Raw genomic sequence first — 15,284 nt, 5'->3', positions numbered from 1 at the left:
TAATCACAACGCAGAAAGTGTTAATAAATTGTTTACTAAAGTATTTGATATGTGCTTCGAAGGCATCGATTTTACGTATATTGGCTTACTTTTTTAATCAATAGAAAAACAGCAAAATTTTAAAATGGCAGAAGGCGAAAAACTGATACCGATTAATATAGAAGATGAAATGAAATCTGCCTACATTGATTATTCAATGTCGGTCATTGTGTCACGTGCCCTCCCTGATGTCAGGGATGGTTTAAAACCTGTACACAGAAGAGTACTTTACGGAATGTACGAACTTGGTGTTCGATCGAGTAGTGCTCACAAGAAATCAGCACGTATTGTAGGAGAGGTGTTGGGTAAGTACCATCCTCACGGAGATACTTCAGTTTATGATTCAATGGTGCGTATGGCTCAAGAATGGAGTCTGAGATATATGCTAGTAGATGGCCAAGGTAACTTTGGTTCTATAGATGGTGATAGTCCTGCAGCAATGCGTTATACGGAAGCACGTATGCGCAAGATTGCTGATGACATGTTGGCTGATATTGATAAAGATACCGTAGACCACCAACTCAATTTTGACGATTCTTTAGAGGAGCCAACTGTTTTACCAGCCAGAGTTCCTAATTTATTAGTGAATGGAGCATCTGGTATTGCCGTAGGTATGGCGACCAATATGCCACCTCATAACCTTTCTGAGGTTATTGATGGAACCATCGCATATATAGAAAACAACGATATCGAAATCGATGAGTTGATTACGCATATCAAAGCCCCTGATTTTCCAACCGGAGGTATTATCTACGGATATGATGGTGTGAAAGAAGCTTTTCATACCGGTAGAGGTCGCGTTGTGATGCGTGCTAAAGCTACTTTTGAAGAAGTTCAGGGTAGAGAATGTATTATTGTTACAGAAATACCATATCAGGTCAACAAGGCAGATATGATCAAAAAGACAGCAGATGCTGTTAATGAGAAGAAAATTGAAGGTATTTCTAGTATTCGTGATGAATCGGATAGAAAGGGAATGCGCATTGTTTATATCTTAAAGAGAGATGCGATACCTAATATCGTATTGAATACCCTTTATAAATATACAGCGTTACAATCTTCATTCAGCGTTAATAATATTGCATTGGTTAAGGGTAGGCCACAACTGTTGAACGTAAAAGAAATGATTCACTATTTTGTGGAGCATCGTCATGAGGTTGTCGTCAGGCGTACGAAGTTCGAGTTGAAAAAAGCTGAAGATCGAGCACATATACTAGAGGGTTTAATTATTGCTTCTGATAATATTGATGAGGTTATAAAGATTATTAGAGCTTCAAATAATGCAGACGAAGCAAGAGAAAATTTAATTGAACGTTTCAAACTTTCTGAAATTCAAGCGAAGGCAATTGTCGAAATGCGCTTGCGTCAGTTGACGGGTTTAGAACAAGATAAGCTTCGCGATGAATTTGACGAGATTGTCAAGACGATTGCAGACTTAAAAGATATTCTTGATCGCAAAGAGCGAAGAATGGATATTATAAAGGATGAGCTTCATGAGATCAAATCTAAGTATGGAGATGAGCGTCGTTCTGAAATCAACTTTGCAGGTGGTGACCTGAGTATGGAAGATATGATTCCGAATGAGCAAGTAGTAATTACTATTTCTCACGCGGGGTACATCAAGCGAACACCCCTTACCGAATACAAAACACAAAATAGAGGAGGAGTTGGTCAAAAAGCCTCTTCCACTAGAAATGAGGATTTCTTAGAGCATCTTTTTGTTGGTACGAATCACCAGTATATGTTGTTCTTTACGCAAAAGGGGAAGTGTTTCTGGATGAGGGTTTATGAAATTCCCGAAGGAAGCAAAACATCTAAAGGTAGGGCCATTCAAAACTTGATCAATATCGAGAATGACGATAAGGTAAAAGCATTTATTTGTACTCAAGACCTTAAGGATGAAGAATACGTAAATAGCCACTATGTTATTATGGCTACGAAGAAAGGTACTGTAAAGAAAACTTCTTTGGAGCAGTATTCGAGGCCGCGTCAAAACGGCATTAATGCTATCGGAATTCGTGAAGATGATGAATTGCTAGAAGCAAAACTTACTACGGGAACAAGTCAAATATTCTTGGGCTTGAAATCTGGTAAGGCCATACGTTTTGAAGAAAGTAAAACGAGACCCATGGGTCGAAATGCTTCCGGTGTAAGAGGAATTCGATTGGCAAGTGAGTCTGATGAGGTAATCGGAATGGTTTCCGTTCATAATTTTGAGGATGAACTTCTAGTAGTTTCTGAAAATGGGTATGGTAAAAGATCCAGCATTGAAGACTATCGAATTACTAATAGAGGCGGAAAAGGTGTAAAAACGATCTCAATAACCGAGAAGACCGGCAACCTTGTAGCGATTAAAAACGTATCTGATTCAGACGACCTTATGATTATCAATCGATCAGGTATTGCAATTCGTATGTCTGTAGAAGACCTAAGGGTAATGGGTAGAGCAACACAAGGGGTTAAACTAATCAACATAAAAGGTGATGACTCTATCGCAGCAGTAGCAAAAGTTATGAAGGATGAAGATGATCTAGAAGAAGTTGACATACTTGATATTGAGGTAACTACGGAAGATGGCACGGCTATTGATAATGGAAGCACGGATGCTTCAGAAAGTAGCTCCGAAGAAGAATAAATTTATAATCAATAAACTCTAATTTTAATTAAATCGAAAATGAAAACTAAAATTTTTATACTGGCAGCCATGTCCTTTACAATGGTTGGTTTTGCCCAGAAAACGGAGATTAAAGCAGCTGAAAAAGCTTTGAAAGCTGGCGATGCAATGACGGCAAAGACAGCACTAGAAGGCGCATCAGGTACAATAGATGCAGCTGATGCTAAATTACAGGCACAGTATTATTCTTTAAAGGGTAAAGCTTTGACAGAAATAGCAAAAGGTGGAGATAATACTGCATTTTCAGAGGCAGTTGATTCTTTCAAAAAAGTTGTTGCTATTGAAGAGAAGAGCGGAAAAGTAAAATATACAGCTGATTCCAATCAACGATTAGCATCCATTACCGCTGATTTGGTAAACTCAGCAGTTGAAGATAATGGCAACAAAAATTTTAAAGAAGCTGGAGAGAAGTTGTATTTGAGTTACAAGATCAGTCCTCAAGATACGACTTATTTGTACTATGCAGCTAGTAGCGCAATTAATGGTGCTCACTATGAACAGGCTTTGTCATATTACAATGAGTTACAAGAAATTGGTTATGATGGTAGTGGCATAGAGTATAAGGCAACAAATAACGAAACTGGTGAAGTCGAAACTATGGATCGTGTTCAAAGGGATCTTATGGTGAAGTCAGGTACCTATAAAGATCCAGTTGATGAAAAGACGCCTTCAAAAAGAGCTGAGATAGTTAAGAATACTGCTTTAATTTATGGCCAATTAGGTCAAGATGATAAAGCATTAGAAGCTTATGCAAAAGCACGTGCTAGTAATCCCGAAGATGTCAACTTAATTTTGCAAGAGGCTAATCTTCATTACAAGTTAGGTGACAAAGATAAATTTAAGACCCTAATGGCGGAGGCTGCTACCATGGAACCCGATAATGCTGACCTTCATTATAACATTGGTGTTATTAACATGGAGCAAGGTAACCTAGCTGATGCAAGAGCCTCATACCTTAAAGCCTTAGAAGTAGATCCAGGTTATATAAATGCACAGTTGAATCTTTCTACTACTTATGTTAATGAGGGTAACGGGCTAATTGATGAAATGAATACCCTAGGTAATTCACGAAAAGATATCGCACGTTATGATGAGTTAAAGCAGCAAAAAGATAATTTGTTTAATGAGGGGGCTAAGGTCTTGGAAGATGCGTTAAAGCAAAATCCTGATAACCAAGGTATTCTTTCTCAATTAAAGAATATTTATGGTGCTATGGGTGACAATGATAACTTTATGCGCATCAAAAAATTATTGGGAGAATAAGAATTATAATCCCATTTAAATTAAAAAACCTCCTTTATTTTTTAAAGGAGGTTTTTTTATATGATTTTTTTGATTACTCTAAGTGAGTGACTATAGGTTCTGGTTTCTGAATTAAAAATACCAGTATGGTCTATACGGTCAATACGTACTTTGCCGAATGCATGTATAATATAGTTGTCTTTCATTATGATACCAACATGATTGATATCACCATCGTTATTATCGAAAAATGCCAAATCACCGGGTTCACTTTCTTCAATAAAACTAAGTGCATCGCCTTGGTTACATTGTTCAGCGGCATTTCTTTTCAATGAATACCCATTGATTTTATACACCATCTGTGTAAATCCTGAACTATCTATTCCGAACGGTGTTCTTCCTCCAGATAAAAAAGGAGCATTTAAGTATTGCAATGCCGTCTTTACTAAAGAGGGTTTTTCTCCTTGGGAGTTTGTAAAATCCCCTTCGAAAGCATTAGGGAGATTTTTGACATTATGCACCGAAGATCCCAAAATGATAGGAAGCAAAACATCGGCTTTGTTCGAAACAAAAGAAACTAGGTTGGCTGAATATTTAGGTTCCTTAGAACTTTCTATTTCATAGTAATCTTCTTCTGTAATAAGAATAATTTGAACATTACTTACCCATCCTTCAAACCCATCAGAAGCAATTCGAATGCGACTCCAGAATTTTCGTTGCTCGAGAACTTTAAAATGTTCTCCATATAAAACTTGATTTGTCATTTCACTCGCTTCATCAGCAAGCGATCGAACTGGAATGACGCTTAATGCGCAAATACCGTAGTGCATAGTTGTTTAAATAGGAACTATTGGTTTCTTTCTACAACGATTGCAGATGCTCCACCGCCACCGTTACAAATAGCTGCCGCACCTGTTTTTGCATTGTTTTGATCTAGAACATGAAGAAGTGTAACCAAAATTCTAGCTCCTGAACATCCTAAAGGGTGGCCCAATGACACCGCTCCTCCATTCACATTCACATTATCATCTTTTAGACCTAATAACTTCATATTGGCTAGACCTACAACAGCAAAGGCTTCATTGAACTCAAAATAATCCACATTATTTATTGAAATACCTGCTTTGTCTAGTGCCTTAGGCAATGCTTTGGCAGGTGCAGTTGTGAACCATTTTGGTTCTTGAGCGGCATCGGCGTAACTCTTAATAGTGGCTAAAGGTTTTAGATTTAATTCCTTAGCTTTTTCAGCGCTCATTAAAACCAAAGCAGCTGCACCATCATTTATGGTTGACGCATTGGCGGCTGTAACCGTACCATCTTTTGAGAAAGCAGGCCGTAAATTAGGTATTTTTTCAAGCTTTACATTTTTAAATTCTTCATCTTCAAAAACTATGATAGGTTCTCCTCTGCGCTGAGGAACTTCAACAGGAACAATCTCATTCTTAAACTTACCATTATTGGAGGCATCAGCCGATCTCTTATAAGATTGAATCGCAAAATTATCTTGATCTTCACGACTAAAATCATGTTCTGTTGCACAAGCATCAGCACATACACCCATAGCGTTTTGATCATAAACATCAACAAGGCCATCTTTCTGCATGCCATCGATTAAACTGGTTGGACCGAATTTTTGGCCTGTTCGCAAATGAACATAGTGCGGAATCAAACTCATATTTTCCATGCCTCCAGCAACAATTATTGATGCATCACCTAATGCAATTGCCTGAGCAGCTTGCATCACTGTTTTCATTCCAGAGGCACAGACCTTATTAATTGTTGTACAAGGAACGTTATCAGGAATATCCGCAAAAATTGCTGCTTGTCGAGCGGGTGCTTGCCCCGTGCCAGCTTGAACTACATTACCCATTAAAACTTCTTCAACTAATTCTGGGGATAAGTTGATTTTTTCAAGAGCACCTTTTATGGCGATAGCCCCAAGTTTAGGTGCTGGAATGGTTGACAAAGAACCCATAAAGCTTCCTATTGGAGTCCGAACAGCTGATACAATTACTACTTCCTTCATGCTAAAATTTCAATTTTTTGTACATCTGCAAAAATACGAATTTTAAGCTGAATTAGAGATTGTCTTCTGTTTGCTTTTGGAGTGAATTACTGATTCTGATATTCTATTTTGAGGCTCATATTTAAATTGGACTATAATCAAAAGTTACCTTCTCTTATATTTTTCTATTTTTGAAACTAGATACCTTCTCTATGAGCAAGTCATTGGATCGGTTATATAAGAACCAATCCCACATTTATAAATATATTTTATACGGACTATCCCTGTTTTGTATTGTCTTTTTTTTTCCGAAAGGAGGACAGTTCAAATATGAATTCCAGAAAGGAAAACCCTGGCAATATGAAAATCTCTATGCCCCTTTTGATTTTTCTATTAGTAAAGAAAAGTCTGAAATTTTGGCAGAACAGCAGAAGATTAAGAACAGTCATATTGAATACTATCAATATGATTTAGCTAAAGCGAGAGAAGTTTATCAGCAATTTGATTCGCGTTTTAATACGGCGTTTCCATCTGATAAGTATAATTCAAATCAATTAACCACTTTGCGCGAGACCTGCAGGTCAATACTTGATGAATTATATACAAACGGAATTGCAGTAAGCAAAAGTGCTACAAATTCTAAAAAACAGATTTATGTTATAAGAGAGAATGAAGCCAATCAAATAGCAATAAACGAACTATATACTGGTGAAGATATTGAACGGGTGGTCAATAGAATAATTCGCAATAAAGGTCTAGTTACTTTCAAGAATGCGTTTCAAGAACTATTTGTTGAACTGACCATACCCAATGTGTCTTATGATGAGAGTCTTTCTGCGAAGGCCTTAAAAGATGAGTTAGCCAGTATATCTTATACCCGTGGCACCATAGATGAAGGAAAACTAATTATAGCTAGAGGAGAAGTTGTTGAGTCAGAAAATTTTAAAGTTCTTAATTCCCTTAAGAAAGAGTACGAATCAGAATTATGGACCGATAAAAGTCAATATTTTATTCTCTTCGGATATGCTGTTTTGGTGGCCTTAGTGCTTATGATGTTGTTGCTTTTTTTGAAAAAATATAGACCAGATATATATGAGAATAATACGAAAGTAACATTTATCTTTTTTAACGTAATACTTATGGTTTTTGTAACCACAGTGGTTGTAAAGTATAATGAAGCTTATGTTTTTGTCGTTCCACTATGCATTCTTCCCTTATTACTTAAAACTTTTTTTGATGCTCGCCTTGGGCTCTTTATTCATGTTCTGACCGTCTTAATTCTGGGGTTCGTGGTGCCTAATAGTTTTGAGTACATTTTTTTGCAGATTATAGCTGGGATTGTCACTATTCTAACAGTTTCTGAGCTTTATAAACGAGCAAATCTTTTTATCTCAGTTGGGCAAATTACACTAATCTACATTGTTGGATATTTAGCCTTTCATATAATTCATGAAGGTAATTTGGAAAATATTGGATGGTTTACCCTTGGCTTGTTTCTTTTGAATGGAATGATTACACTTTTTGTACAACCTCTGATTTATGTATATGAAAAGGTCTTCGGGTTAGTTTCAGATGTATCTCTACTGGAACTATCAGATACGAATTCAAAATTACTGAAAGAACTTTCAAATAAAGCACCTGGAACGTTTCATCACTCACTACAGGTCTCCAATTTGGCGGAAGCGGCAGCAAATGAAATTGGTGCAAATGCCATGTTAGTTAGGGTAGGAGCATTATACCATGATATTGGAAAGATGTTGAACCCAACTTATTTTACTGAGAATCAAATTACGAATGTGAATCCGCATGATGAGCTGTCTTCAAAGGATAGCGCTAAAATCATACTAGATCACGTCATAGGAGGTATCGAATTGGCTCGCAAGAATAATTTACCCGATCGCGTAATTGATTTTATCAGATCACATCATGGTACTACATTGGTATATTATTTCTTTAAAAAACAGCAGGAAATTGACCCTGAAGCTAATGCCGATGATTTTAGATATCCCGGACCAACACCTTTTTCAAAGGAAACAGCAATTTTGATGATGGCAGATTCTGTTGAAGCGGCGTCAAAGAGTTTAAAGAATCCAACCTTTCTTATTATTGACGAATTTGTTGACAAGATTGTCGCAGGTCAAATGGCTGCAAATCAATTCTTGAATGCGAATATTACTTTTAAAGAGATTGAATCAATTAAGAAAATATTCAAACAAAAGCTTACCAATATCTATCATTTACGTGTGGAATACCCAGAATGAGAAATTCCTTAATTCAACAGTAAAAAAAGTAAATAAAATGTTGTGTAATAGCATTTGAAAAATGTACATTTGCATCCGCATTTTATGCGATAGTTCATTGAAGATATTTAGGAGAGGTGCCTGAGTGGCCGAAAGGAGCGGTTTGCTAAATCGTCGTACCCTAACAAGGGTACCCAGGGTTCGAATCCCTGTCTCTCCGCAAGAGTCTGTGCGAGAGTGCAGCAATACTAATTTCTACTTTTTGGAATTTGGTATTTATTTTTTGAAATTTTTATGCTACGGGGTGTAGCGTAGCCCGGTTATCGCGCCGCGTTTGGGACGCGGAGGTCGCAGGTTCGAATCCTGCCACCCCGACAAAAGTGGTATTTTTAGATACCATCTTTTTGCTAAACAAATGAAAATCAAGGAATTAAATTTTCCTTGATTTCATTTGAATAGTTTTAGAATCATATTTGAAGGTGTCCTATTAGGTGTCCTATTGATAAATATCAATTTTGTATCTTACACCTAGATCGTCGCAATTGATCTTCACAGCGATTTGACTTTCGTTTAACGGAATTAATAACTCTAAAACGAAAGTGATGAAAACAACACACACTTTTAGCGTAGTATTTTGGCTAAAGAAGCGTTCCACCAAAAAGGATGGTACTATCCCAATTTATGCGCGAATTACGGTAGACGGCATCCGAGCAGATGTCAGCACAAAACATTCTGTATTACAATCCTATTGGTCTTATGATACAGGTAGGGTAAAAACCAAGGTAAATGGAGCCAAGTCTATAAACGATGACTTGATGGAAGTTTACCAAGATATTACCCAGAGTAAAAAAGAGCTCCTAGAAGAGGGCAGGATTCTTACTGCCCAGTCCGTAAAATTGAGGTATCTCGGTCAGGACGTTCCTCTTAGAACACTTAAGGACTTGCTTCAATATCATAAGGATAATGAAGTACCGAAGTTGGAGCAGGGTACCGCTAAGAATTATGGTGCCACAGAAAAATACTTGTTATTGTTTATCAAAAAGAAGTATAAGTCAAAGAATGTGCACCTCGCCCACATCAACTATTCCTTTGTTCTTAGTTTTGAGAACTACCTTCGGAATTGTAAACCGTTAAAGGCCTCTCAACCATTGACTAATAACGGAATTATGAAGCATATGGAACGGTTGAAAAAGATGACGACCATCGCATTCAAATTGGATTGCATCAAGAAAGACCCTTTCGCGTTTTTCCGTGCAAACTTCAACCGGTACGATAGACCTTTCCTGAGTATCGAGGAATTGAAATTGATGGAGAGTCTTTCTTTGAAGGACATTGGACTTGAATATGTTAGGGATGTTTTCGTCTTTGCCTGCTATACGGGCTTATCCTACATAGATGCAAAACAACTTAAGCCTGAACACGTTGTTCTTGGGATGGACGGGGATGATTGGATATTCACGCGAAGGGAAAAAAGTGAGACACTTGTTAAGGTTCCATTATTGGACAAGGCCCAGGCCATAATGGACAAATATGCAGATAAACTTTACGGGAAGAATGAAGACTTGCTTTTACCGGTATATTCTAATCAGAAATGTAATAAATATTTGAAAATCTTAGCTGCCAAATGTGGAATTGACAAGAATCTTTCTTTTCACTGTGCAAGACATACTTTCGCAACATCTGTTACTTTGGCCAATGGTGTTCCAATAGAAACCGTATCTAAATTACTTGGTCATAAGAAACTTTCGACCACTCAGATCTATGCCAGAGTATTGGAAAAGAAGATTAGTGAGGATATTTCGGACCTAAAAACGAAACTTAAATCCACGGAAAGAAAAGTTGCGTAAAGCGTTTTTTTTTGAAGATTACGAAATTTTGATAAACAAAATGTGTTAAGATCGTTCGATTTTGGTTCTGGGTGTTTTATTTCCAATATGTTTATCGTTGAAGGTCAAATTGCGAGAAAAGGCTGAAATCAAACTTGGTTTTTGATTCAGCCTTTTTTTATTGGTATTTCATTTTCTATCAAAACCACTTGACTAACCCTACCCTTTGTTTCCCTAATTTTAGTTTTAATTTTTTATTCTTTTCAATTATATTTTGAAGTCTATACCAATGAAGGCATGATTTTTGGTGTTTGTTTAATAGAGAATTTCCTAACCTCTATTTAGTAATTCATATAGTTATTCCCCAATCCTATGATGAACGATAGTATGAACTATTGTCTAAATTTTGGGATATGGAAAGAGCATTACTTTCAGAAAAGTTATTAGAGGATTTAAAGTTAATTGAGAACACCATTTCGGAGGTCATTAAAAAATGTGACCTATCCATCACGAAATGCAGAGATGTTATTTATCGGTTTAAAAAGCAGATTTCAAGCTTCAAGTTCAAAAATACCGATGCCGAAATCCACTTCTTTAAATACATCAAACAAGTTCCATTGTCCAATTTGGTGTACTATTCGGAACTGCGTTCCTTTGAAATTCAATTTCCATTAGGTAACCAAGATGTCCAAAAAGAGTATATCCAGAAAAAGATGGACAAGATCAATCGATTCTTTAGATATAATCTTGACTTTACGCAATACATTGAACAGGAAAAGAACCACCTAGATGAGAATTACTTTACTAGGGCAAATTTTCGAGATGTAAATATTACTTATTCTAGACACTATTATCGTGACAGGGATTTCAGTACATCTCATGACTTATTGTTAGCCAAGTTATTTGCAAATAAGAGGTTGATAGACTATTTGAAAAAGCGCCTTTCAAAAATTGATTCCGACTGTCCACCATGCGATGAATGTTCTGAGAGTGAATTGAGATGGACATTTTCAAATACCGCTTATGTTGAACTCATATACGCTCTGGTGAGTGTAGGTGCGGTAAACGATGGTAAGATTGAAATTTCGACAATCGATAGGGCTCTCCGTAGGGTTTTTAACCACGACTCAGGTGATATTTATAAAATCTATTCAGAAATTCGAAGAAGAAAAAAAAGCCGTGCTAAATTTATGGAAGACCTGTCCAAAGGCCTTGAAGATCGCATGGACTCTGCTGATGCATAATTTAAAATTACCTTCATCTTAGCGACCGTTAAAAATGTTAAAATTTCACCAGAGGTCGGGTTAACTGGTGAATATTCTCCATTGTTTATAATCAAATTTGTTTAAAGGGATTCAAATTACTAAAAGTAGGATTGATTCATTCCCTGTACTTCAATTCTAACATAAACAAATAAGTTATGGCAGCAAATATTATTACAACAGAAGATTTAGAAGAGTTCAGGATAAAACTTCTTAACGAAATAAAAGAATTACTTGTGTCTAGTGGGAGGGTAGGGGTTGATCATTGGATTAAGTCTGGTCAAGTTATGAGTAAACTCGAAATTAGTCCTGGTACGCTACAAAATTTCCGAATAAACGGAACCATTCCCTTTTCAAAACTTGGCGGAATCATCTATTATGATGTGGAAAAAATTAATGAGATACTGGAAAACAACGAGATTGATTTTAAAAGAAAAGCAGCATGAAAATAGCGACCTTTAATATTCAAAACCTATTCCACAGACATATTGATATGATAGAGTTGGAATACGAAATTAAATCCGAGATTTGGAAAGAGGAGTTCGAATCACTTTTTTCCAAAACCCAAAAGAATTCTCTTGACTATAATCGTATGAGGGAACTGGCAAATCTTCTGGGCTTCCATCAAGCAACACATACGTCTTATCTATCAATGAGAAATATAGAAGGAAATCTACATGTGAAATCGGATATGCAGGTAATGGAGACACAAGCTTCTTACTTGACCAATTGGAACGGTTGGACAAGATTAAAATCAGCCCCAATAAATAAGAAGTCCATTATCAATAAAGCTAAAGTCATTTTAGAAATTGACCCAGATATTGTTTTATTACAACAAGTTGAAAATAGGGAATCCCTTATCCAGTTCCATGAATTATTCTTTGAAAAAAATAGTGAATCAGCCTATTCTGAAATTATGCATCTTCAGGGTAATGACGGCTTAGGTTTAGGTATGGGCATCCTTTTAAAGAAGGGTTATCATATCAAGTCAGTGAAATCCTTTTCAAATGAAAAAGATGCTAAGGGAAGGTTACTTTTCAATACTGATTTTCAAAAATATAAAATCAAAACTCCCCAAAATAAGACATTACATCTTCTATGTTGTCAGCTTGCAGGGGAAAACGAACCTGATTCCTTAAGAAGGCAACAAGCAAATAAGATTGCAGAGATTTATAACGACCTACAATCAAAAGGAGCAGAAAATATTATCATAGCCGGAACTTTAAATGCACCCTCTTATGCTGCCTCCATTTCTACAATTTTGGATACAGGAGTTATGGATATTGTCAAACATGATTCTTTCCATACAGTTCTGGATTCAGGAAACGATTCTCGTTATTTCAGAATGGGGGCTTACAGAATGGGTGTCAATATCAAACAGAAGGACTATCTATTGGTTTCCCCTTCGTTATTTCACAAAGTGGAGGATAGTGGATTGAATAGAAAAGCCATGTGGCCACTCAAGAAACCAGAATGGGAAACTTATGATACTGTTGAAAATGAAAAGGATGCAGCTAGTGACCATCCATTGCTATGGGCCGAATTCAAATTAGAAGATTCCATTCGGTTCTATAAAAAATGTGCCTGAACAGCTAGTTATAAATGGCCAAAACCATACTTTTTATATGAGTTTTGGCGACTTATAACTTTTTAAATAGATTATCTATTGTAAGTTCATTTTGCACATACTGCTTAGAATATTGATTTGAAACCAATCCGTAAGTAGTTATAAAAGTTACAAAAACACTCTTCTTGGTTTTGGTACTTTCTACAAATTTGTTGGACTTATTTGCTATTTCATTGGCGTACTTTTTATTCAATGTAAATTCAGTATTGTAGAACTTCATTTCACATAGATTGATGACATTATCATCCCTATCGATAAGCATATCTATTTGGGCTCCCTTTCCGTTACCTTTTTCAATCCAGCTTCCATGAGTTGAATTGATTCCTGCTATTTTTAACCCTTCCTTAATTTGTTCGACATGCTTTATACATATGGTTTCAAAACTGTATCCTGACCATATTTTATAGGACTGTTTCCCTTGCATTACCATCCAAAGACCACCCTGCGAAGGTTTTGTTTTTTCAATGTATTTGATATAGAACATCGAATATTCGTCACTAAGTCTATAGATGGAATCTTTGACACCTTGATATGGCAAGTAGTTTTCAATAAACCCTGAATCTTCCAATTCCATTAAAGCTTTTGTAAGTCCTCCGCCGGAAGGCATGCCCGTTTTGGCGGATATTTCATTTCTTGTCAGACCTTTTCTTACTGAAGCTAATGAACGTACAATCGACTCGTGGTTCTCATAAAAATCAAAAAGGGAAGCGAATACATTTTCAAATTCCGTTCGAAGAAATCCATTTTTCATAAAACACAATCGGTCAAGGGCCTGTGGAACGCTTTCACCAGGGTTTATCTTATCGAGATAATGGGGAATACCACCCATTGCCATGTAGATTTGTAAGATGTCATAACGAGAGAATTTTACCTTGTTCTGTTTTAGAAGTTGTTCTGTCTCATTAAGGTTAAATGCGGCCAATTGAATACTTTCCGTTAATCTATTATGTAAGCCTCCTTTATTCTTGATGATATTCTGAATCATATAAGATGCGGCTGAGCCACAAACGATGACAACCATATCATCTCTTTTTGAAGCATAGTTATTCCAGAAATTATCAAAGGCAGAAAGAAAATTCGACCGCCTAGAATCAAGCCAGGGAAATTCATCAATAAACAATACCTTTTTCTTTTTTGACTTTAAGGTATCAAAATACTTACCTAAATGATGGAAAGCCTCAATCCAACTTTTTGGTTCCTTGAACCTTAGGTTTTTATCAGAAAGTACTAAATGAAAATTAGCTAATTGTTCTTTTAAAGAAGCATTATGAATTCCAGAAAACCTGAATTTTATTTCTTTCTCATAAACTTTATCAATCAAAAATGTCTTCCCAATCCGTCTTCTTCCATATACTACAATAAGTTCAGGACGGTTGCTTTTTAAAGCTGCCTCTAAAATTCCTCTCTCCTGTATTCTTCCTACTAATTGTCTCATATATATATTATATCTCGCCAAATGTATTACAAAAATACTAGTTTTGGCGACTTATAAGTTCTTGTTTTTATAATTGCCCATGAAATAGGTCACTTCTTTGTACATCGTTGAAATAATACTTCCTATACTCTTAACAACTTCATATAACAGTTCTTTCATATCGTCAATTTTATCGCCATTAAAATTGCCAAAGCCAATGCCTTTCTATTCTCATTACCCTTTAGATAATCGGATTCATTTGAATTGGACAAATACCCAAGCTCTAATAGAAGCGCAGGACAGTGCTCTTTTGTTTCCCTTATAACCTGAAAATTGCCTTCTTTGGGTTTTCTGGTCACAAAGCCTAGATTCTGATTTAGCTCATACAAAATTATTTGGGCGTATAGTTCGGATAGTTCATTATTATCATAGGTAAAAACTTCTACGCCTTTTATGTTCGAATCATTTATATGATTACAATGCAGCGAAATAAAAATATCCGGCTTAATATGTTTGACAAGTTTAGCTCTATCGTCCAAGGAGATAAGTGTATCACTATTCCTTGTCAGATAGATATCGTATTTAGATTCCAACAAACCATGGTTCCATGCCATCATACTTAGAGCGATATCCAGAACAACATCTTTTTCAAGCAGCCCGTCGTCAGATACCGTACCCGAATCGATTCCACCATGCCCGGCATCAAGAACAATAACTTTTCTCTCCGCTTCTAATGTTTGACCAATAGCTTTGTTATTACCTAGAATAAATAGACATATAAGAAAAGTTGTCCTTGTTTTCATCTATTCACGATTTTACAATTCTTCATTGAGCAATATTCAACGAATCTTCCAAAACCATAAACTTCCATCAAAAATTAACGCTATTCCTAGTTAATTTTTAGGAATCCTTCGGCAAAAAGAGCTTTCCCCTTCTACATTCCATAATAATTAAT

Annotated in this window: 11 protein-coding genes and 2 tRNA genes; 9 read left to right on the top strand and 4 right to left on the bottom strand. The window is 36.2% G+C overall.

What is annotated here, in order from left to right; translation table 11 throughout:
- Nucleotides 1–124: 124 nt before the first annotated feature.
- A complete protein-coding gene (gene gyrA, locus ACKWCD_RS13585; protein WP_413984504.1) occupies nucleotides 125–2,674 on the top strand; it encodes a DNA gyrase subunit A in 2,550 nt (849 codons plus the stop codon).
- 39 nt (nucleotides 2,675–2,713) lie between these two features.
- Nucleotides 2,714–3,976, top strand: coding sequence for a tetratricopeptide repeat protein (locus ACKWCD_RS13580; protein WP_413984503.1), 1,263 nt, complete (start codon nucleotides 2,714–2,716; stop codon nucleotides 3,974–3,976).
- Between the two features lie 56 nt (nucleotides 3,977–4,032).
- Here the strand turns inward: ACKWCD_RS13580 and ACKWCD_RS13575 are convergent, their stop codons facing one another.
- Together ACKWCD_RS13575 and ACKWCD_RS13570 are read right to left on the bottom strand one after the other, a co-directional pair.
- Nucleotides 4,033–4,785 carry a C40 family peptidase gene (locus ACKWCD_RS13575; protein ID WP_413984502.1) on the bottom strand — a complete coding sequence of 251 codons (753 nt, stop codon included), beginning with the start codon at nucleotides 4,783–4,785 and terminating at the stop codon, nucleotides 4,033–4,035.
- Between the two features lie 17 nt (nucleotides 4,786–4,802).
- Entirely contained in the window at nucleotides 4,803–5,981 is a 1,179-nt protein-coding gene (locus ACKWCD_RS13570) for an acetyl-CoA C-acyltransferase (RefSeq protein WP_413984501.1), read from the bottom strand.
- A 191-nt stretch (nucleotides 5,982–6,172) separates the two neighbouring features.
- On the opposite strand from ACKWCD_RS13570, the gene ACKWCD_RS13565 reads away from it, so the two are divergent.
- The 7 genes from ACKWCD_RS13565 to ACKWCD_RS13535 all read left to right on the top strand — a co-directional run bounded on the left by ACKWCD_RS13565 (nucleotide 6,173) and on the right by ACKWCD_RS13535 (nucleotide 12,876).
- Entirely contained in the window at nucleotides 6,173–8,221 is a 2,049-nt protein-coding gene (locus tag ACKWCD_RS13565; RefSeq protein WP_413984500.1) for an HD family phosphohydrolase, read from the top strand.
- Between the two features lie 110 nt (nucleotides 8,222–8,331).
- Nucleotides 8,332–8,420, top strand: a tRNA-Ser gene (locus ACKWCD_RS13560).
- A gap of 80 nt (nucleotides 8,421–8,500) precedes the next feature.
- Nucleotides 8,501–8,575 (top strand) — tRNA-Pro (locus ACKWCD_RS13555).
- A 227-nt stretch (nucleotides 8,576–8,802) separates the two neighbouring features.
- Nucleotides 8,803–10,047 carry a site-specific integrase gene (locus tag ACKWCD_RS13550; protein WP_413984499.1) on the top strand — a complete coding sequence of 415 codons (1,245 nt, stop codon included), beginning with the start codon at nucleotides 8,803–8,805 and terminating at the stop codon, nucleotides 10,045–10,047.
- Nucleotides 10,048–10,439: 392 nt separating this feature from the next.
- Entirely contained in the window at nucleotides 10,440–11,270 is an 831-nt protein-coding gene (locus ACKWCD_RS13545; protein ID WP_099544440.1) for an RteC domain-containing protein, read from the top strand.
- A gap of 176 nt (nucleotides 11,271–11,446) precedes the next feature.
- Nucleotides 11,447–11,734: a helix-turn-helix domain-containing protein gene (locus ACKWCD_RS13540; protein WP_099544439.1), complete on the top strand. Its 288-nt coding sequence runs from the start codon at nucleotides 11,447–11,449 to the stop codon at nucleotides 11,732–11,734.
- On the top strand, nucleotides 11,731–12,876 hold the full coding sequence (locus ACKWCD_RS13535) for a hypothetical protein (RefSeq protein WP_413984498.1): 1,146 nt from the start codon (nucleotides 11,731–11,733) through the stop codon (nucleotides 12,874–12,876). Before ACKWCD_RS13540 ends, ACKWCD_RS13535 begins: the two co-directional genes overlap by 4 nt.
- 52 nt (nucleotides 12,877–12,928) lie before the next feature.
- Here the strand turns inward: ACKWCD_RS13535 and ACKWCD_RS13530 are convergent, their stop codons facing one another.
- Nucleotides 12,929–14,350: an AAA family ATPase gene (locus ACKWCD_RS13530; protein ID WP_413984497.1), complete on the bottom strand. Its 1,422-nt coding sequence runs from the start codon at nucleotides 14,348–14,350 to the stop codon at nucleotides 12,929–12,931.
- Between the two features lie 155 nt (nucleotides 14,351–14,505).
- Nucleotides 14,506–15,132: an N-acetylmuramoyl-L-alanine amidase family protein gene (locus ACKWCD_RS13525; protein WP_413984496.1), complete on the bottom strand. Its 627-nt coding sequence runs from the start codon at nucleotides 15,130–15,132 to the stop codon at nucleotides 14,506–14,508.
- Between the last annotated feature and the right edge of the window lie 152 nt (nucleotides 15,133–15,284).

Source organism: Maribacter taeanensis, assembly GCF_047345145.1.
Classification (GTDB): Bacteria; Bacteroidota; Bacteroidia; order Flavobacteriales; family Flavobacteriaceae; genus Maribacter_C.
This window is presented reverse-complemented; position numbering and strand designations above follow the sequence as displayed.